Genomic DNA, 18,384 nt, shown 5'->3' with positions numbered 1-18,384 from the left:
CTCCTCAGGGCAGCAGGCTCTTGACATCGATGGGCTTGGCTTCGTTTTCGGCATCCCCTTTCGGCTTGCCGTCGATGGCCATCCCGCTCATGCGATAGAAGTTGTAGTCCGGGTATTTGCCGGGCCCGCTGATCAGCAGATCTTCCTTCTCGTACACCAGATCCTGGCGGCGATACTCACCCATCTCGAAATCCGGTGTCAGCTGGATGGCGGTGGTGGGGCAAGCCTCTTCACACAGGCCGCAGAAGATGCAGCGAGAGAAGTTGATGCGAAAGAACTCCGGATACCAGCGGCCATCATCCCGCTCGGATTTTTGCAGCGAGATGCAGCCGACCGGGCAGGCAACTGCGCAGAGGTTGCAGGCTACGCAACGCTCGTCCCCGTCGGGGTCGCGGGTCAGCACGATGCGACCGCGGTAGCGGGGGGCCGCATAGACTGCCTGCTCCGGATAGTTGAGGGTTTCACGGGGCCGCCAGGCATGGGAGAAGACCATGGCCAGACTGCGTAACTGGGTGCCGACACCCTGAATAATGCTAACAATTTTCATATTGAGTGCCTCACTGCGTACTTATCAGTACAACTGCCGCGGTGACCAGCATATTGATCAGGGTCAGCGGCAAGCAGACTTTCCAGCCAAACGACATCACCTGGTCAAAGCGCGGGCGAGGCAGGGAGGCCCGCAGCAGGATGAAGAACACCATGAAACAGGCGGTCTTCAGGGCAAACCAGATGAAGGGGGGCAGCCAGGGGCCGTGCCAGCCACCGAAGAAGAGGGTCACGATGAGCGAGGAGATCAGCACGATGCCGATATATTCTCCCACGAAGAAGAGACCCCACTTCATCCCCGCATACTCGATGTGATAGCCGTCGGCGAGCTCCTGCTCGGCTTCTGGCTGATCGAACGGGTGACGGTGGGTGACGGCGACACCGGCAAACAGGAAGGTGACAAAGCCCAGGATCTGGGGCACCACGTTCCACAAGTCTGCCTGTGCCTCGACGATATCCCGCAGGTTGAAACTGCCGGTCTGGATCACAATCCCCATCAGGGATAGCCCGAGAAACACCTCGTAGGAGAGGGTCTGAGCCGAGGCGCGCAAGCTGCCAAGCAATGAGTATTTATTGTTGCTCGACCAGCCGGCGAACAGCACCGCATAGACAGCCAGCCCTGCGATGGCCAGGATGTAGAGCAGCCCCACATTGAGATCCGCCACGCCCCAGGTGGGGGTGATGGGCACCACCGCAAACGCCAGAATAAAGGCGGTGAATGCGATGATGGGGGCCAGGATAAAGATCCGCCGATCAGCGAACGGCGGGATCCAGTCCTCCTTGAAGAACATCTTGATCATGTCGGCGGCCAGCTGGAGCAGACCAAACGGCCCCACCCGGTTGGGGCCGTAGCGATCCTGCCACAGGGCCAGCAGACGGCGCTCGATAAAGCTCATAAAGGCGCCAGCCCCCACGATCCCCACCAGCACGATCAGTGCCTTGCCCACCTCCAGCAACAGATCGATCAGCGACTCGCTCATGCGATCACCTCCTGCAGGTTAGTGATTGAGGCTTGTTGCAGGGCCGTCGGCAGGCCGTTCACCCCAAGGGGGAGCCCCGCCAGACCGGCGCTCAGCTGCTCGCTAAGCCGCAGACGCAGTTGCCAGTGGCTACCGCCCCAGGAGAAGGAGACCTGACTGCCCCCGTGGAGGGCCAGACGCTGCGCATCAAGGGGATTGAGTACCAGCTCGGGTTCGTTCATCCGGGCCTGAATGACCGGGCTGCGAGCGGAGAGCTCCTCGCCGCCAAACAGCTGGGCATAATTGACCACTTGCAGCGCCTCTGCGGCCTTGAAGGGGGCGGGGATGGTGGTGAACCAGCCGAGCAGCTCCTTGCCTTCTGCCTGCGGGTCTGTTGCTTCCAGCAGACGGCGACCCGGATCGCCAGCACGCAGTTTGCCACCCACTTCATCCTGGAACTTGTTCCAGGCGGAGGGAGAGTTCCAGCCCGGTGCCCAGGCGAACGGTACTTGCGGCAGCGGCTGACGGGCTCCGGCATACCCTTCCATGGAGAAGTTGAAGGGGGAGTCGGGATCTTGCGCTACCCGCGGCTCGCTGACGTTCTGATCCGCCAGCATGGAGGTGCGACCGCTGTAACGATGTGGCTCACGGGCCAGTCGCATGCCACGGATCCGCAAGCCTGCATTGGGCGCCACTTCCAGCATGGTAGCGAGCAGCGGATTGCTGGTGGCACAGTCATGGTTGACCTGATCGAAGTTCTGCCAGCGCAGCGGCTTGCGTTCTATCGCCCCTTGCAGCGCTGCCAGCCAGCGCCACCCTTCACGCACCTGAATATCGGCGTTGTAGAAGGCGGGCGCATAGACCTGGAAGAAGCGCTGGGCGCGTCCTTCCATATTGACCAAGGTGCCATCGGCTTCGGCAAAACTGGCCGCTGGCAGCACCAGATCAGCCTTGTTGGCGGTCGGGGTCGCCTGATGGTCGATGACCAGCAGGTATTGCAGCCGTGCCAGCGCAGCATCCACCCGGTTGCGCGGCGCGCGGCGGTAGAGATCGTTCTCCAGGGTGACCAGCGCCAACCCCTCTTCGGCCTCGATACGCGCAAGGGCGGCTTCGAGCGGCTTGTCTGACAAGGTTTGAGCGCCCAGCATGGCCAGACCCAGCGAGTTGGCCTCCTGGCCAACCAGCGCGATGCTGGCTTCCAGTCCTCGGCCTTTCAGGGCGCGGGCAATGTTGCTGGCCGCCTCAAGCAGCGCCACATCGCGGGCACTGGAGCCTGCAATGATGAGCGGCTTCTTGGCGTTGCCGAGCAGCTCGGCCCAGCGAGTCGCTTGTGCCTGCAGCTCGGGGCAGAGGTCGGCCACGGCCGGTGCTACTGGGTCGAGCAGGTTGGCGATGGCAAAGCCAAGGCGCGCCTGATCGGCATAGGGGGCGTGCAGCTTGTCGGCCGCCACATCGTCCAGACGGGTGGTGTCGAGGCTGGTGATGAGCAGCGGGTAGCGCTCGTTCTGACCCAGGGTCTGAACGGCGGCGACTTGCCACAGATCCACCTTCATCTTGCGGGCCAGCTCGCGAGCCTTGCCCTTGACGGCTTGGCGCAGCGCCAACGCGATACGGGCGGCGCTCATGGTGACATCTTCACCGAGCAGCAGAATGGCGTCGGCCTCTTCCATGTCCCGCAGGCTCGGGGTTGGCACGCCGCCCTGTTGCAGGATCTGCAGCATCTTCAGCTGACAGGCCCACTCGGCCTGCTCGACGCCAGCGTAGAAGTTGTCTGCCCCCACCAGCTCGCGCAGGGCAAAGTTGCTCTCCAGCGAGGCGCGGGGCGAGCCGATGCCGATGAGGCCACGGGCCGTGCGCAGGGCATCGGCGGCGCGGTTGAGGGCGCCATCGACCGTGATGGTCAGCTGGTCGTTGCCATCTTTGAGCAGCGGTTGGCGCGGGCGGTCCGCCAGATTGACGTAGCCATAGCCAAAGCGGCCACGGTCACAGAGGAAGTAGTGGTTGACGCTGCCGTGGAAGCGGTTTTCGATGCGGCGCAGCTCGCCATAACGCTCGCCCGGACTGATGTTGCAGCCCACGGAGCATTGCTGGCAGATGCTGGGGGCAAATTGCATGTCCCACTTGCGGTTGTAACGTTCGGAGTGGGTCTTGTCGGTGAAGACGCCGGTGGGGCAGACCTCCACCAGGTTGCCGGAAAATTCACTCTCCAGGGTGCCATCCTCGACCCGCCCGAAATAGACGTTGTCGTGGGCACCATAGACCCCGAGATCCTCGCCACCGGCATAATCCTTGTAGTAACGGACGCAGCGGTAGCAGGCGATGCAGCGGTTCATCTCGTGACCGATGAAGGGGCCCAGCTCCTGATTCTGGTGGGTGCGTTTGGTGAAACGGTAGCGACGGCTGTTGTGGCCAGTCATCACCGTCATATCCTGCAGGTGGCAGGCGCCGCCCTCTTCACACACCGGGCAGTCGTGGGGGTGGTTGGTCATCAGCCACTCCACCACGCTCTTGCGAAATTCTTTAGCCTCTTCATCCTCGATGGCGATGTAGCTGCCATCGGTGGCCGGGGTCATGCAGGACATGACCAGACGACCGCGTTTGTCATCGGCATTCTGATACTGTTTGACCGCACACTGGCGGCAGGCGCCAACGCTACCCAGCGCCGGATGCCAGCAGAAATAGGGGACGTCCAGACCCAGCGACAGACAGGCTTGCAGCAGGTTATCTGCTCCGTCTACCTCGTACTCTTTGCCGTCTACATAAATGGTTGCCATACAACTTCCCTGAAACCTGTTTTGTGAAATCTGTGGTGTCGTTACCAGCGCTCGCCCAGCAGATTGGGCTGGATCCCTTTGACCGGCTTGCGGTTATCACCGCAGCCTTTGATCCCGGCCTCGAATTCGGAGCGGAAATATTTGATGGCGCTGGCCAGCGGCTCGACGGCGCCCGGTGCGTGGGCGCAGAAGGTCTTGCCCGGGCCAAGGAAACTGCAGAGTTGCTCCAGGGTCGCCAGATCGCCGGATTGCCCTTCGCCACGTTCCAGTGCCCGCAGCAGCTTGACGCTCCAGGGCAGGCCATCGCGACAGGGCGTGCACCAGCCACACGACTCGCGGGCGAAGAACTCCTCCATGTTGCGCAGCAGACTCACCATGCTGATGGAGTCATCCACCGCCATGGCGAGGCCAGTCCCCATCCGGGTGCCGACCTTGCCGATACCGGCGGTATACATCTGGGCATCGAGGTGCTCCGGCAGCAGGAAGCCGGTGCCCGCGCCGCCCGGTTGCCACGCTTTCAGGCGATAGCCGCTCCTCATGCCGCCGGCGTAATTTTCAAACAGCTCGCGGGCGGTGATGCCAAACGGCAGCTCCCAGACCCCAGGGTTGTTCACCTTGCCGGAGAAGCCCATCAGCTTGGTGCCATGATCTTCCGAGCCCGGCAGCGCCAGCCCGTGATACCAGGCGACTCCGTTGCCGATAATGGCGGGGACGTTGCAGAGGGTTTCGACGTTGTTGACACAGGTGGGTTTGCCCCAGACGCCGGAAACGGCGGGGAAGGGGGGTTTGGCACGCGGGTTGGCGCGGCGCCCTTCCAGCGAATTGATCAACGCCGTCTCTTCACCACAGATGTAGCGGCCGGCGCCGGTGTGGACGAACAGCTCGAAGTCAAAACCGGAGCCCAGAATGTTCTTGCCCAGCAGACCGGCGGCCTTGGCCTCTTCCACCGCGCGGCGCAGGTGGATGGCGGCATCAACGTATTCGCCGCGCAGGAAGATATAGCCGCGATAGGCCTTGAGCGCCCGAGCACTGATGATCATCCCCTCGATCAGCAGATGGGGCAGTTGCTCCATCAGCAGGCGATCTTTCCAGGTGTTGGGCTCCATCTCGTCGGCATTGCAGAGCAGGTAACGGATGCTCATGCTCTCGTCTTTGGGCATCAGCCCCCACTTCACACCAGTGGGGAAGCCCGCGCCGCCACGCCCCTTGAGGCCGGCATCCTTGACGGTGCTGACGATCTCGTCCGGGCTCATCTGGCCGAGCGCCTTGCGGGCGGCGTCATACCCCTGTTTGGCCTGATACTCCTCCAGCCACACCGGCTGGCCGTCGTCACGCAGCCGCCAGGTGAGCGGGTGGGTCTCGGCGGTGCGGGCCGTGCGGTTGGCGGTGCCAAGAGAGGCGAGGATCTTGTTCTGCGGCAGGCTCATGGGTAAGCCTCCAGCGTTTTCAGCAAGGTCACCGGATCGAGGCCGCCATAGGTGTCGTCATCGATCATGATGGCTGGCCCCTTGTCGCAGTTGCCAAGGCAGCAGACCGGCAGCAGGGTGAAGCGGCCATCCGGGGTGGTTTGACCGGGGCCGAGGTTCATCACCTCCTTGAGACCGGCCATCAGCTCTTCATGGCCATTGATGTAGCAGACCATGCTGTCGCAGACGCGGATGATGTGGCGCCCTACCGGCTGGCGGAAGATCTGGCTATAGAAGGTGGCGACCCCCTCCACGTCGCTGGCGGGAATGCCGAGCTCGGCCGCGATGGCATGAATGGCGCCGTCGGGAACCCAGCCTCTGGCCTGCTGCACGATCTTGAGCGCTTCAATGCTGGCGGCGCGGGGATCTTCGTAGTGGTGTTTCTCGTGTTCGATGGCATCGCGTTCAGCCTGGCTCAGAACGAAGTCGTCCTGTTTGCTGCTGCATGCCCCTTGCCCCTGTGGGGTCTGATTATTGTGACACTGACATTGCTGGCTCATGACTTGACCTTTGGTGGCTTGTCCTTTTACTGCTCGTCCGGCGATCCCGATTCCCGGCCATGGCCGGGAGGCGGGATCACTTAACGGTCCACATCCGACATAACGAAATCGATACTGCCCAGATAGACGATGAGGTCCGACACCATGCTGCCCTTGATCACCGAGGGGATCTGCTGCAGGTGAGCAAAGCTCGGGGTGCGGATCCGGGTCCGGTAGCTCATGGTGGAGCCGTCACTGGTCAGGTAGTAACTGTTGACCCCCTTGGTCGCCTCAATCATCTGGAACGACTCGGCAGCGGGCATCACCGGGCCCCACGACACTTGCAGGAAGTGGTTGATCAGGGTCTCGATGTGCTGCAGGGTGCGCTCTTTGGGCGGCGGTGTGGTGAGGGGATGATCCGCCTTGAAGGGACCCTCCGGCATGTTCTTCATGCACTGCTCGATGATCGACATGCTCTGGCGGATCTCCTCGATCCGCACGGTGGCTCTGTCGTAGGCATCGCCATTGCTGCCGACCGGCACTTCAAAGTCGAACTGATCGTAACCGGAGTAGGGGCGCCACTTGCGTATGTCGAAGTTGAGGCCGGTGGCGCGCAATCCGGCCCCCGTGGTGCCCCAGGACAACGCCTGCTCGGTGGTGTAGGCAGAGACGCCTATGGTTCGACCGCGAAGAATGCTGTTGCGCATCGCCGCTTTTTCGTAATCCATCAGCCGCTTGGGCAGCCAGCTCAGCAGGTTGTCCTGCACCAGCCGCTGCCATCCCTTCGGCAGGTCGTGGGCCACACCGCCGATACGGAACCAGGCCGGGTGCATGCGGGCACCGGTGATCGCTTCGATGATGGTGTAGATCTTCTGCCGGTCGGTGAAGGTGAAGAAGACCGGGGTCATGGCCCCCACGTCCTGGATATAGGTCCCGAGGAACAAGAGGTGGCTCTGGATGCGGAACAGCTCCGCCATCATCACCCGGATCATGTCGACCCGCTGCGGCACCTTGATGCCGGCCAGCTTCTCGACCGCCAGCACATAGGGGAGGTTGTTCATCACCCCGCCCAGATACTCGACCCGGTCGGTATAGGGGATGTAACTGTGCCAGGACTGGCGCTCACCCATCTTCTCGGCACCGCGATGGTGATAGCCGATGTCGGGCACGCAGTTGCGGATCTCCTCGCCATCGAGCTGCAACACCAACCGGAAGGCACCGTGGGCAGAGGGATGGTTGGGGCCGAGGTTGAGGAACATGTAGTCCTCGTTCTCGTTGCCGCGGGCCAGTCCCCACTCTTCCGGTTTGAACAGCAGGTTCTCCTGCTCCATGTCCTGTTTGGCGGCATCGAGCATGAAGGGATCAAATTCGGTGGCGCGCGCCGGGTAATCCTTGCGCAGTGGGTGACCCTGCCAGCTCTTGGGCATCATGATGCGGGTCAGATGGGGGTGACCGTCGAAGGTGATGCCCATCAGATCCCACACTTCCCGCTCGTACCAGTTGGCATTGGGGAAGTGGTTGGTGATGGTGGGCAGATGCAGGTCACTTTCGGCCAGCGCCACTTTCAACATCACATCGGCGTTACGGTCGATGGAGATGAGGTGATAGAAGACGGTGAAATCGCTCTGGGGCAGACCGTCGCGATGGCTGCGCAGCCGCTCATCGGTGGCGCTGAGATCAAACAGCATCACAAACGGGGAGGGCACCTTGCGCAAAAAGCCCATCACATCCTGCAGCAGTTCGCGGGGGAGCCAGACCACCGGCACGCCGGTGCGCGTGGTCTGCACGGTGAAGTGCTCGGCCCCGAAGTGGGCAAACAGTTCGCCAATCACTTTGGCATCCTTGTGGTCGCTGGGCTGCCACTGGGCCATGGCGTAATTGCTGGGAAAATCACGAGTCAGTTTCATGGTCAGATCTCATCCGGCGTGCGCAGGTTGGTCACATTGATCCGTTCGCCGCGCTTGCGCTCTTTTTCGGCCTGCATCTGGGGACGGTAGATCCCCTGATCGCCCACCACCCAGGAGAGGGGGCGGCGCTCTTTGCCGATGGAGTCCTGCAGCAGCATCAGGGCTTGCAAAAAGGCTTCGGGACGGGGCGGGCAACCCGGAATGTAGACGTCGACCGGCAGGAACTTATCCACCCCCTGCACCACTGAATAGATGTCATACATGCCGCCGGAGTTGGCACAGGCCCCCATGGAGATCACCCACTTGGGTTCGAGCAGCTGTTCATACAGGCGCTGGATGACTGGCGCCATCTTGATGAAGGGGGTCCCTGCAATCACCATGAAATCGGCCTGACGGGGCGAAGCGCGGATAACTTCGGCGCCGAAGCGGGCCACATCGTGGGGGGAGGTGAAGGCGGTACACATCTCCACGTAGCAGCAGGAGATGCCGAAGTTGTAAGGCCAGAGGGAGTTTTTGCGGCCCCAGTTGACTGTGTCTTGCAGCACCTCCTCGAGACGGCCCATCATGATGCCGCGCGTCGCTTCTTGCGCCAGTGGGTCATCGACGGTCTGGCGCTGCTCCTGGGGGTAGCGCTCAACGGGTGCATCCGGGTCAATCCGGGTCAGGGTGTACTTCATGGTGCAACCTCAAGGAAAGGGTCTGTGGTTCAATCACTGTTTTTGTTGTTCAACTGCGGTTTGCGCGGTGACCAGTCCAGTGCGCCGATGCGCCAGAGGTAGATCAGGCCGATAAGCAGCAGTCCGATGAAAATGGTGGCTTCAATAAAGCCGACCCAGCCGCTCTCCCGCACGGAGACAGACCAGGCAAACAGGTAGAGCGCCTCGACGTCGAAGATGACGAAGAACATGGCGACCAGATAGAACTTGGCGGAAAAACGCAGGCGGGCACTGCCGACCGAGTCGACACCAGATTCAAATGGCTTGTTCTTGGTGCGGCCGTAGGCGCGACCTCCCAGCAGGGCGGCGAGGCCTATCATCACCAGACAGATGGTGATGGCACCGATGACATAAATGGCAAAAGCCCAATGTTGAGCAGAAATATCAGCAAACATAGAGGTTTTTCCTAACCAAATTAATCAAGCGACTTAACAATAATGTTACGCATTATGACACTTTCGCACTGATTTACATGTCATTTTTACGGGTTAATTATTAATCGGTTAACCGGTAATTAAATTTTGTTAAGAAGCGCACTTTTTTGTTGGTTATGGCGGGCGAGAAAGGCCTGGAAAGCGCAGAGTGCTGCTCCTCGTCATCACCTGAAAGGCGTATGTCGCGTGCGGAGCAGGATCAGGTCGGTATCGCGGGCAGGGGGCACTGGCGGGAGAAGAGCGTGATGGCGAGTGAGGTAGGGGGGCGGCAAGAGCAATAAAAAGAGAGGCTTTCAAGCCTCTCCTGTCATCGCGTTCCGGTTTCGAGCGTGGGGCGGTCAGGGTTTATTGGCGACCAGCAAGACCTGATCCGGGTAGGCGCCAATGGCGCGAAGACCGATATCTCCCGAGGTGATATCCAGATACGCCCGCTGACCATTGGCGGAGGTTACCGTGCTGCTCATCAGATAGACATAGCCCTCATTGACCTCTTTACCGCCCCCCGCCATGGCACGCGGGAAAATGGCTTCATTGAGAGAGGGCTTGTAGCAGGCATGCTCGACCAGGGTCGCCAGCTCCTTGATGTCGGGCAGGCGCCACTGGCTAATACCGCCGAAGTGATAGAGAGCATGGCTGCTGTCACTGCGGATCCGCTCTGCCACTTGCAGCCCCTGCTGCCAGTAGTAAACAGTCGGTTCCCCCAGGCAACTGCTGCCACTCCATGTCTGCCCCAGTTTGCAGCGCATCCAGGTGAGGCCGGTGTGTTGATCCGTGACGGTGCCGTTGCCATGGTCAAGAAAACGGGCAGAGGGGGCGGTGCGATCCATGGTGTCATCACAAATGGCAGCACCGTGGGCCAGGGGGGCCAGCAGTGCCAGCATGGCGAACGAAAAGCGATAAAGGCTCATGATATTCCTCGGATTATTGGGGAGTGGCGACCAGTCGTACCTGCATCAGCTCGATATAGGTATCTTGCTGCACCAGCGCGGGATAGGTGGTGCCCGCATCTTCTCCCAGGAGCAGGACTGTGCGTTTGCTGATGGGGCCACCGGAGAAGCGCTGGGCGGTGTTGCTGGTGGCGCTCCAGTAGTAGCCATGGTAGGTGTCATCTTCCGAGGGGGCGATATCCGGGAAGTAACGGGTATCCACGATGATGCGTTGACCCAGCGGGTCCTTGGCCAGGCTGCCGTAGTGCATCAGTGACATCAGCTCACCCATGGTGGGCAGCCGCCACTGGCTGATGCCGCAGCGCTGCTCGCCATTGAGCCACTGTTGATACGCGCGGGTGGTCAGCATGGTGGTCAGCGCCTGTGCCCGGGCGAGGGCCGACAGATCTCCTTCGGCGGTGAGCTGTTCGATCCTCTTATGAATATGCTGGTAGGCCGCTTGCTGTTCGCCTGCGGTCGCCTTGAAGTGCTCATCCTCATAGGCAAAGGGTCTGCTTTTCCAGGCCGGACTCAAGGGATCGTCCGATTTGACCTCCCACACCAGACCGGTATTGAGATCCTTGACGCACTGCCAGCTCGGCGCGTTGTCGGGGAGCGCCTGACCGCGATCATCGAGTTTGCGATAGGCAAGCTGGGGACGAGTGCGATTCCAGCTGGCATCTTGTCCCGGATAGTCATCGGGTTCCTGTTCCAGCAGCGGGTCGTTGCCATCGCTGAAGGTGGTGACGCCGGTGACGGTCAGCAGGTTGCGTGGCTGCTGTTGCACCAGCAGGGTAAGCAGCTCACTTTGGGTCTCTTCAGCAAACAGGCCGTTGCGCTGCCACTCCTGAGCCAATTGCGCCAGCATCAGGCTGATGGCGCGATAGCTGGTGGTGAGCAACTGAGTCTCCTTGGCGGTGGCAAGTCGTGCGCGGGCCTGTTGCTGCAAGCTGATCGCCACCTGCTGCAGCGCCTGATCAAACTGGCCGAGGCCCGCGAGGGCCACGCGGTCGCCGCCCGGTTGCAGCGGCGCGAGATCGGCCAGCAGCTGCGTCAGTGCGCGATCGGCGGCCACCCCTTCGGCAATGCGGCTCTGCCACAGGGTGCTGAGCAGGGTCGGTTGCAGCCGTTGTGGATCCCCTTTGGCGGCCGGATGCGCCAGCAGCAGGCCTCCGCTCCTCGGTACGAACAGCAGGGGCGAGTTGACGATGTTGGCCGAACGGCTGACCAGGGCCACCGCTCCTTCGCCGCTGACGGCAGGGTCGGCAGGATCACATTGCCAGTTCTGATCCAGATCGGCGCACAGGGTACCGGCGGTCGGCAGGGCGACATCGACCCGGTAGTCCGGGATCGCCAGTGGTGCGTTATCTTCCCCGCCGCCACAGGCGCTGAGCAGGGCTGAGAGGGTTGCAATAACCAGTACGGATGGTTTCACTTCACATTCCTTGATTCGGTCACAGGTTCACGGGGGCGGTAACCCCCGTGGTACAGGATTCAATGGCGCGGGGTGCTCCGGCGCCAGAAGCGGGACCAGAGGGCCAGCAACAGCAGCAGGGGGGAAGCCGTGCCGCCACCCCCTTCATCCTGTTCAAGGGGGATGACGCCGGTGTTGGGCTGGGCTTCATCCTTGTCGCAGCGGGCGCCGACTTGCTCGGCTACCCGCCAGTTGCGCAACTGACCGGTGTCACCGGCGCTGGTGTCGTTGATCTCCAGCAGCCAGCGGCCAGCGAGCGGTTCGCCGTGCAGCTTGTCCAGCGATTCAAACGGTACCAGTTCACGGGGAAACTCCCCCTTGAGCCGGGTATGGCTGGCATAACCCTTGTTCCACAGGCTGATCCGGGTGCCGTAAGGGGAGGTGAGCCAGATCTCCAGCTGCTCCAGCTTGCTGTGCTCCAGATCGAGGGCGACCACGAATCCGCTGTCGATGCGGGCCTTGCTCTCGGGCAGGGTGAGAGTGAAGCGGGACAGGCCGTGCCGTTCATCGCTCACCGCATCCTTGATCTGGCCACCCTGGCCGATGGCCCGCTGCCAGAGCGGTTCACCGATCGGCAGTTGCAGGTCAAGGCGGGTCTGGCGCTCGGTGGGGCTGGGCAAGGTGAGCTGGAACTGCAGCGGCAAGGTGATAGCCTCGCCACAGGTCAGGTTGCTCGCCGCTTCCAGCGGCAGGGTCCAGCGGGCGGTGCCATCGGCGTTGAGCTCTCCCTGCCAGTGACCGTCACCCATGAGCCCCTTGCTTGGGAGCAGGCTGGCGTCAGCCACGGTCAGGGGGCGGCCGCTCTGGTTGGTCAATTCGATGGCGAGGCTCTTTTTCTCCCCGGGCAGCAGGTAGCTGTCATCGGCAAGGCGGGCCGCAATGGGAGTGGGCAGCAGGGCGTGGTGGCGGAAGGCCTGCTCCAGCAGCTTGCCATAACTGCGATCCGGATAGAGGCGGTTGGCGGTATCCACGGTGACCCGCGCCAGCTGGGGCATCCGCACCTGCGGGCCGAGGCCGAAGTGGGATTCAATCAGCAGGGTATCGAACTCGTCACGGGCTACCTCGCCATATTGTTCAACGGCCTGGCGCAGCGCGGTGAAGAGCGGGGTGCCCCACAGCTGGTCGCCGTTGCTGCCGTTGATGGTGAGGTGAGCCGGATAGAGGAAGCCCGGATGATAGCGCGCCCGCAGATCATCGAGCTGACGGGGCGTCCGGCCGCTGATCCTGGCATCCCAGTTGAAGACCATGAAAGGCTCGAACTGGCGAGCCTCTGGACTGCGCTGGCGCCAGCTGGCGGCCAGATAGTCGCTAAAGCCCTCGCCGATGGCGCCCCAGTCACCCTCTTCTCCCATGTCGGGCAGGATATGGTGCTGCACCGCATGGCCAAACTCGTGCCAGATCACCATGGGATCTTCCGCATCGGGCACCCCGATCCGGCCAATTTCCAACCGGCGCAGGAAGGGGTCATAGAGAGAGTTGTCCTGCTCCCCGGCATCGGTATCGATGGCCAGGGGGCCGCCCATCAGCGTCGGGTAGCCAAGGGATTCCACATGGCGCTGGGCCAGATCCAGATGGTAGTAGCCATTGATATCGAGGAAGGCGGGCTGCTGGTGATCTAGCTGGAAGCCATCGGCATCAGGGCTGCTAAAGGGGGCAGTTTCCGGCGCCGTGCCATCCACGACCCGGGCGCGTGGGCCATTTAGCTGGTAGGTGTCATCCACCTTTTGTACCGTGAGCGGCACGGTGCGATAGGCCCGGTTGTCCAGCACCAGATCGTGGCGCCACAGCAGGTTGCCATCTTGCAACTGGGTGCGTGGGTCGAGGGCAAAGATGCGGGCCTGCACCGTGGCCGCTTCCCCTGCCAGCGGGACCGCTTCGGCACGGGTGTTGGCCTCTTGCAGCGTGCGCCCCAGCAGGGCGCTGCCATCGCAGGTGACAAACAGTTGCCAGTGGCTGCTCTTGCTGTTGCCCGGCTGGCTTTCCACCGCCAGCAGACGCCAGGCCGCAGTCAGTGTGTCGCCATCCTGCCAGTACCAGGGCTGGGCCTCGTCACTGCCGGCGAATTGCCACACCGTACCATCCAGCGTGGCGGTATAGGCATCCACCCCGGCGCGGCTTGCTTCATCACATGGAGCCGCCTGTGCCTGCATCAGCCGGGTATTGTGATAAAGGCGCCACGGGCGACCCTGCTCATCGAGACTGACGGCGGCCATCAGGCCGGCGATCGGTGCGCCATTGAGCTGCTGGCGATAATGCAGATAGTGGCCCAGCTTGCCTTGGCGCTGATAGGCTGGGGCATCACTCAGGGTGACGCCGAGCTGCTGTTCGAGCCAGAGGCGGGGATCGGCCGGGGCGTCCTGTTCGACAAAACGCAGTTCGGTGGCCTGAGTGGAAAAGCCAGCCAGCCCCAGCAAGAGGGCGGGCAACAGGGGTTTCATAGTGGTACTCCCAATCAGCGGCAGGGTCATTGGTTGATCCCCGCCAGATTCAACAAGAAGGCAAATTCACGAGCCCGATCGCCGCCACCGGCGCGGTGGCCTCCCTCCAGTTCGGTCAGCAGCAGGTAGGGGCCGGAGCCCGTGCTGTGCTCCCGCAGGCGGGCCAGCCACTTGACCGGCTCCCAGTAGGGCACCTGGCTGTCGTGCAGGGCGGTAGTGACCAGCAGGGGCGGGTAGGGGGCGCGGTGCAGGTTGTCGTAGGGGCTGATGCGGCGCATCGCCTGATACTCTGCGGGCTTGGCCGGGTTGCCCCACTCCTGGTACTCCTGACGGGTCAAGGGGAGGGCTGGATCGCTCATGGTGCCGAGCATATCGACGAAGGGAACCTGCAACACGGCGCCGCTAAAGAGTGTCGGTTGCTGGTTGAGGGCCGCAGCAACCAGCGTGCCCCCCGCGCTGCCCCCCATGGCAAACAGGGGCAGGGGGGCTGAGTCGGGCGACCAGTGGCGCAGGGCGTTACCGGCAGCGATAAAGTCGCTGATGCCGTTCTGCTTGTTGATGCCCCGCCCGTCGCGGGTCCACTGCTCCCCCAGCATGCCGCCGCCGCGCACATGGGCGATGGCGTAGACAAAGCCCCGATCCAGCAGGCTTAACAGCTCTTTCTGGTAGTAGGGGCGCATCGGCGTGCCATAGGCGCCATAGCCGTAGAGCAGCACGGCGCGAGGGGCCAGATCCTTGCGCCACACCAGCGAGACAGGTACCCGGGTGCCATCGGCAGAGGTGATCCAGCGCCGCTCGCTCTGATAGGGCAATGCTTTATTGCCTGCGGTGTGCTGGTCGTTGATCCAGTGGCCGCTGGTCAAATCCAGCCAGCGCTGGCCGGGGGGCTGACTCAAGCCCTGACTGCGCACCAGAATGCGGTCGCTGGCCGGGTCATGTTCTCCTTGCAGCCAGCCGGTACCGGCGCCACTGGCCAGCGGCAGGCGCTGGCGTTCATGGCCGTTGCGATCGAGCAGGGCGAGCCAATCCTCCCCCTGCTGGCGAAACTGCACCACCAGATGGCGATCAAACAGTCGCCACTTCTCGGGATCGCCGAGATCCTCCTCTTTGGCGGGCCACAGGCGCTGCCACTCACCGAGCGGCGTGCTGGCTGAGTAGAGGGCAAACGTCCCCTCTCGGTTGCTCTTGATCACCCAGCCAGACTGGCTGTCCAGATAGTATTCCACCCCGCGCTGGCGGGGTTTGACCTGCTGCGGCTTGCCCGAGTCGAGCAGGTACTGCTCCGAGCTGTCGTGGTTGTTGCCCTGCAACACCAGATGCTGGCCATCCGTGGTGCGATAGAGGCTGAGCAGCCAGGCGGGATCCTGCTCCTCATAGAGAGTCTGCTCCTGGCCATCCTGCCAGCCGCGCAGCTGCCAGGGGCGCAGGGTGTAGCGCTCGTTGGCGATGCTGTAGAGGGTGCGACCATCTTGTGACCAGGCGAGATCAGCGCTGCGCTGCGCCAAACTGGCCAGCGCCTTGCCGCTTTGGAGATCGAGCAGGGTGACCTGATAGTCGAGATCGCCGCGCCTGTCTTCGGCGATGACCAGTGTGCGGTTATCCGGGCTCAGGGCCCAGCCGCCCGCTTCGTAATAGCCCTCGCCCGCTCTGGCGGGAAGCCGTTGCTGCACCTTGCCCCCGTGGCGTTGCCAGAGTGAGCCATCCGGGCGCAGCAGCCATGCCTGATCGCCGCGGACAAGCCAGTTCTCTGGCACAGATTCCCCCGCCGGATGACGGGCAAACTCGGCGCGCAAGGTCGCTTCCAGCGGCTGCTGGGTGGCGAGTTGCTGCTCGCTCCAGCGATTTTGCTGCTTGAGCAGGGCGAGTATGGCCGGGTTGCTACGGCTCTCGTCCCGCAACCAGAAGTAGGGATCCTGGCGTACGGGATTGCCTGAAATCAGGTGCGATTGGGACGGGATCGGGGGTGGCAGGGCCTCTTGCGCCCACGCCAACGGGGCGGCCAACAGGGCCGCCATGATTGCATGATGCTTCATCACATCCCCACGAAACGGTAGCTGAGGCTGGCTGACAGGTAGCGGCCGCTCTGGCTGTAGAGGGAGGTGTCGCTGCCAGCCGGGAGTCCGGCCACATCCTGATAGCGGACATAGCGGGTATCGAGCAGGTTGCCGATGGTGGCATTGACCTTGAGCGCCTCGGTGATCTGCCAGTCGCCGGTGAGATCCAGGCTGAACCAGCCTGCGCTGCTCTGGCAGGCACCGTTGTAGCCCGTCTGCGCATTGGCGCACTGGGGCACCTTGGTCATGGCGGCGGCATAGTTGCCACTGAGCTCAACCCCCCAGTCGAGCTGTTGCCAGCGCAGGGTGGTGTTGCCTTCCAACGGTGTCTGGGTGCGCAGCGGCTCACCGTGGTGATCCTTGCCATCCATCCAGGCCAGATTGGTCGAAAGCTCCCACTCGTCGCTCAGCCAGAGGCTGGCGGCCAGCTCGGCGCCCCAGGTTTCTGCTTTGGCAACGTTGCGATATTGGCGCAGGAAGACACCGTCATCGAGGCGAAAACCGGTCTGGCGCCAGTCGATGAAGTTGTAGTAGCGGTTGTAGAAAACGGCCGGTTTGACGCTCCAGTTGTCGCTTTGGCCATTCACTCCCCACTCCAGGCTGTGGCTGGTCTCCTCCTTGAGGTTGGGGTTGGCAATGATCTCGAACGGCGGCATGGCAAAGTAGTGAGGAATGTTGCCGTAAACCTGATCGTAAGCGGGGGCGCGGAAGCCGTTGGCATAGCTGAGCCAGCTGCGCCATGTTTCGTTGAAGCGGTAACTGGCCGCCACACTAGGGGAGATGTGGTCGCTGTGGTTCTCGGCCAGATTGCTGTCCGGTGCGCGCAGGCGCTGGCGGTCAAAGCGCAGGGTCGGGGTAAACTGCCAGCTGCCCAGATCGATCACATCGCTCAGCCAGATGCCATCGCGGCGGGTCTCTGCCTTGCTGAAGGGGGCTTTCTGTCCCTGGGTGGTGATGCCATCTTCCAGGGTCATATTGCTGACCGGCCGCTCGTGGTTGGCCTGCTCCAGCTCCACACCGTAGCTGAAGGTGTGATCCAGCGAGCCGGTGCTCAGCTTGCTCTGCAACTCCAGCTCGCTGCCAAGGCGCAGCTCCTCGAACGTGGAGAGGGTGCGCTGGCTGCGATATCTGGGATAACCGCTCAGGGCATCGTTGCGCAGCAACTGGCGCTGGTTGGCTTCGTTGCGGGACTGATTGCCAAACAGGCTCCAGTTGAGGGTCTCGACCATGCCCAGATCGCTGGCTTCCCAGCTGAACTTGCCGCCCTGGGTGCGCTGATCGCCATCTTCCTTAAAACCGACCACGTCCCAGCTGCCATCGGGTTGGGGCACCGCTTTTGGCCCCATCTGGCGTTTGGCGTGATCCTCGTAGTAGTCCAGCTCCAGCCGCAGAGCGTGATGGGCATTGAGGGGGAGGCGGCTGCTGGTGGAGGCACTCATGCCATCCAAATCAGCCGGAATGCGGTTCTCTTCAAAGTTGGCGGTTTCGTTGCCACGCCAGCCGGAGAGGCGTAACAGATGTTCGCTCTCCAGTGCCCGCACCGCGCCGGTCATGCTGAGCTTCTTCTTGTTGCTGTCGCCACCGTAGAGGGTCTTGGCCGCCAGATAGCTATCTTGCTGTTGCAGATAATCTTCCGGCTGCTTGGTATTCATCACCACGGTACCGCCGATGGCATCGGAGCCATGCAGGGAGGAGCCGGCCCCCTTGGCCACCTCAATCTGTTTGATGTCATCGAGATCGAAGTTGAAGCGACCCACCTTGTCATTGATGTTGTCGGCGCCAAAGCCGTCACTGACGCGCACCCCATCCTTGATCAGCAGGATACGGTTGCCACCGATGCCGCGCACGCTGATGTTTTGCGGTCGCCCGGCAGAGCCGGTGACCGAGACACCGGGGATCTTGCGAAACACATGAGTCAGCTCGCTGGCGACCTGACGGTCCAGCTCTTCCTGGGTGATGACGGTGATGGAGCCGGAGACATCCGAGAGTTTCTGTTGTACCCGTTGCCCGGTGACAATGATGGTGTCGTCGCTGCGCGCCTTCTCCACAGGGGGAAGATCGACCGCGCCAGCGGAGGCACACAGGAGTGCCGGCCATGCCTGAAGCAGTTTGTTCATAATGATAATTGTTTTTATTTAAGCCTGAAGGGCGGCATTATTGCAGAGGCCTGACCACTTGACAATAAATAGCAATCATTATCATTAAGAACTT

Annotated in this window: 13 protein-coding genes; all 13 read right to left on the bottom strand. The window is 62.2% G+C overall.

Annotated elements, in window-relative coordinates; translation table 11 throughout:
* Positions 1-4: 4 nt before the first annotated feature.
* Positions 5-547 carry an NADH-quinone oxidoreductase subunit NuoI gene (nuoI, locus tag I6L44_RS07980; RefSeq protein ID WP_005351100.1) on the bottom strand — a complete coding sequence of 181 codons (543 nt, stop codon included), beginning with the start codon at positions 545-547 and terminating at the stop codon, positions 5-7.
* Between the two features lie 10 nt (positions 548-557).
* Entirely contained in the window at positions 558-1,526 is a 969-nt protein-coding gene (nuoH, locus tag I6L44_RS07975; protein ID WP_005337244.1) for an NADH-quinone oxidoreductase subunit NuoH, read from the bottom strand.
* Positions 1,523-4,279, bottom strand: a complete 2,757-nt coding sequence (gene nuoG / locus I6L44_RS07970) for an NADH-quinone oxidoreductase subunit NuoG (RefSeq protein ID WP_216953926.1) — start codon at positions 4,277-4,279, stop codon at positions 1,523-1,525. The genes nuoH and nuoG overlap by 4 nt, the downstream gene beginning before the upstream one ends.
* A gap of 41 nt (positions 4,280-4,320) precedes the next feature.
* Entirely contained in the window at positions 4,321-5,706 is a 1,386-nt protein-coding gene (nuoF, locus tag I6L44_RS07965) for an NADH-quinone oxidoreductase subunit NuoF (RefSeq protein WP_216953924.1), read from the bottom strand.
* Entirely contained in the window at positions 5,703-6,245 is a 543-nt protein-coding gene (gene nuoE / locus I6L44_RS07960) for an NADH-quinone oxidoreductase subunit NuoE (RefSeq protein WP_005344912.1), read from the bottom strand. The genes nuoF and nuoE overlap by 4 nt, the downstream gene beginning before the upstream one ends.
* Positions 6,246-6,325: 80 nt before the next feature.
* The gene (gene nuoC, locus I6L44_RS07955) at positions 6,326-8,131 is read right to left on the bottom strand and encodes an NADH-quinone oxidoreductase subunit C/D (protein ID WP_005337234.1); all 1,806 of its coding nucleotides are present in this window, start codon (positions 8,129-8,131) and stop codon (positions 6,326-6,328) included.
* Between the two features lie 2 nt (positions 8,132-8,133).
* Positions 8,134-8,808 carry an NADH-quinone oxidoreductase subunit B family protein gene (locus I6L44_RS07950; protein WP_005344917.1) on the bottom strand — a complete coding sequence of 225 codons (675 nt, stop codon included), beginning with the start codon at positions 8,806-8,808 and terminating at the stop codon, positions 8,134-8,136.
* A 29-nt stretch (positions 8,809-8,837) separates the two neighbouring features.
* Complete coding sequence (locus tag I6L44_RS07945) at positions 8,838-9,242, bottom strand: NADH-quinone oxidoreductase subunit A (protein WP_005344919.1); 405 nt, start codon at positions 9,240-9,242, stop codon at positions 8,838-8,840.
* 377 nt (positions 9,243-9,619) lie between these two features.
* Positions 9,620-10,189: a DUF1566 domain-containing protein gene (locus I6L44_RS07940; protein WP_021231425.1), complete on the bottom strand. Its 570-nt coding sequence runs from the start codon at positions 10,187-10,189 to the stop codon at positions 9,620-9,622.
* A gap of 13 nt (positions 10,190-10,202) precedes the next feature.
* Positions 10,203-11,642: a DUF1566 domain-containing protein gene (locus I6L44_RS07935; RefSeq protein ID WP_216953922.1), complete on the bottom strand. Its 1,440-nt coding sequence runs from the start codon at positions 11,640-11,642 to the stop codon at positions 10,203-10,205.
* Between the two features lie 59 nt (positions 11,643-11,701).
* A complete protein-coding gene (locus I6L44_RS07930) occupies positions 11,702-14,149 on the bottom strand; it encodes a proprotein convertase P-domain-containing protein (RefSeq protein ID WP_216953919.1) in 2,448 nt (815 codons plus the stop codon).
* Positions 14,146-16,152: a prolyl oligopeptidase family serine peptidase gene (locus I6L44_RS07925; RefSeq protein ID WP_216953917.1), complete on the bottom strand. Its 2,007-nt coding sequence runs from the start codon at positions 16,150-16,152 to the stop codon at positions 14,146-14,148. The genes I6L44_RS07930 and I6L44_RS07925 overlap by 4 nt, the downstream gene beginning before the upstream one ends.
* The gene (locus I6L44_RS07920; RefSeq protein ID WP_216953914.1) at positions 16,152-18,290 is read right to left on the bottom strand and encodes a TonB-dependent hemoglobin/transferrin/lactoferrin family receptor; all 2,139 of its coding nucleotides are present in this window, start codon (positions 18,288-18,290) and stop codon (positions 16,152-16,154) included. Before I6L44_RS07920 ends, I6L44_RS07925 begins: the two co-directional genes overlap by 1 nt.
* Positions 18,291-18,384: the final 94 nt, after the last annotated feature.

The sequence above is a fragment of the Aeromonas sp. FDAARGOS 1414 genome, assembly GCF_019047065.1.
Lineage (GTDB): Bacteria > Pseudomonadota > Gammaproteobacteria > Enterobacterales > Aeromonadaceae > Aeromonas > Aeromonas veronii_A.
This window is presented reverse-complemented; position numbering and strand designations above follow the sequence as displayed.

Excerpts from the sequence above, each read along its gene's own strand:
- nuoI (WP_005351100.1), bottom strand. The coding sequence starts at position 547 with ATGAAAATTGTTAGCATTATTCAGGGTGTCGGCACCCAGTTACGCAGT.
- nuoH (WP_005337244.1), bottom strand. The coding sequence starts at position 1,526 with ATGAGCGAGTCGCTGATCGATCTGTTGCTGGAGGTGGGCAAGGCACTG.
- nuoG (WP_216953926.1), bottom strand. The coding sequence starts at position 4,279 with ATGGCAACCATTTATGTAGACGGCAAAGAGTACGAGGTAGACGGAGCA.
- nuoF (WP_216953924.1), bottom strand. The coding sequence starts at position 5,706 with ATGAGCCTGCCGCAGAACAAGATCCTCGCCTCTCTTGGCACCGCCAAC.
- nuoE (WP_005344912.1), bottom strand. The coding sequence starts at position 6,245 with ATGAGCCAGCAATGTCAGTGTCACAATAATCAGACCCCACAGGGGCAA.
- nuoC (WP_005337234.1), bottom strand. The coding sequence starts at position 8,131 with ATGAAACTGACTCGTGATTTTCCCAGCAATTACGCCATGGCCCAGTGG.
- I6L44_RS07950 (WP_005344917.1), bottom strand. The coding sequence starts at position 8,808 with ATGAAGTACACCCTGACCCGGATTGACCCGGATGCACCCGTTGAGCGC.
- I6L44_RS07945 (WP_005344919.1), bottom strand. The coding sequence starts at position 9,242 with ATGTTTGCTGATATTTCTGCTCAACATTGGGCTTTTGCCATTTATGTC.
- I6L44_RS07940 (WP_021231425.1), bottom strand. The coding sequence starts at position 10,189 with ATGAGCCTTTATCGCTTTTCGTTCGCCATGCTGGCACTGCTGGCCCCC.
- I6L44_RS07930 (WP_216953919.1), bottom strand. The coding sequence starts at position 14,149 with ATGACCCTGCCGCTGATTGGGAGTACCACTATGAAACCCCTGTTGCCC.
- I6L44_RS07925 (WP_216953917.1), bottom strand. The coding sequence starts at position 16,152 with ATGAAGCATCATGCAATCATGGCGGCCCTGTTGGCCGCCCCGTTGGCG.
- I6L44_RS07920 (WP_216953914.1), bottom strand. The coding sequence starts at position 18,290 with ATGAACAAACTGCTTCAGGCATGGCCGGCACTCCTGTGTGCCTCCGCT.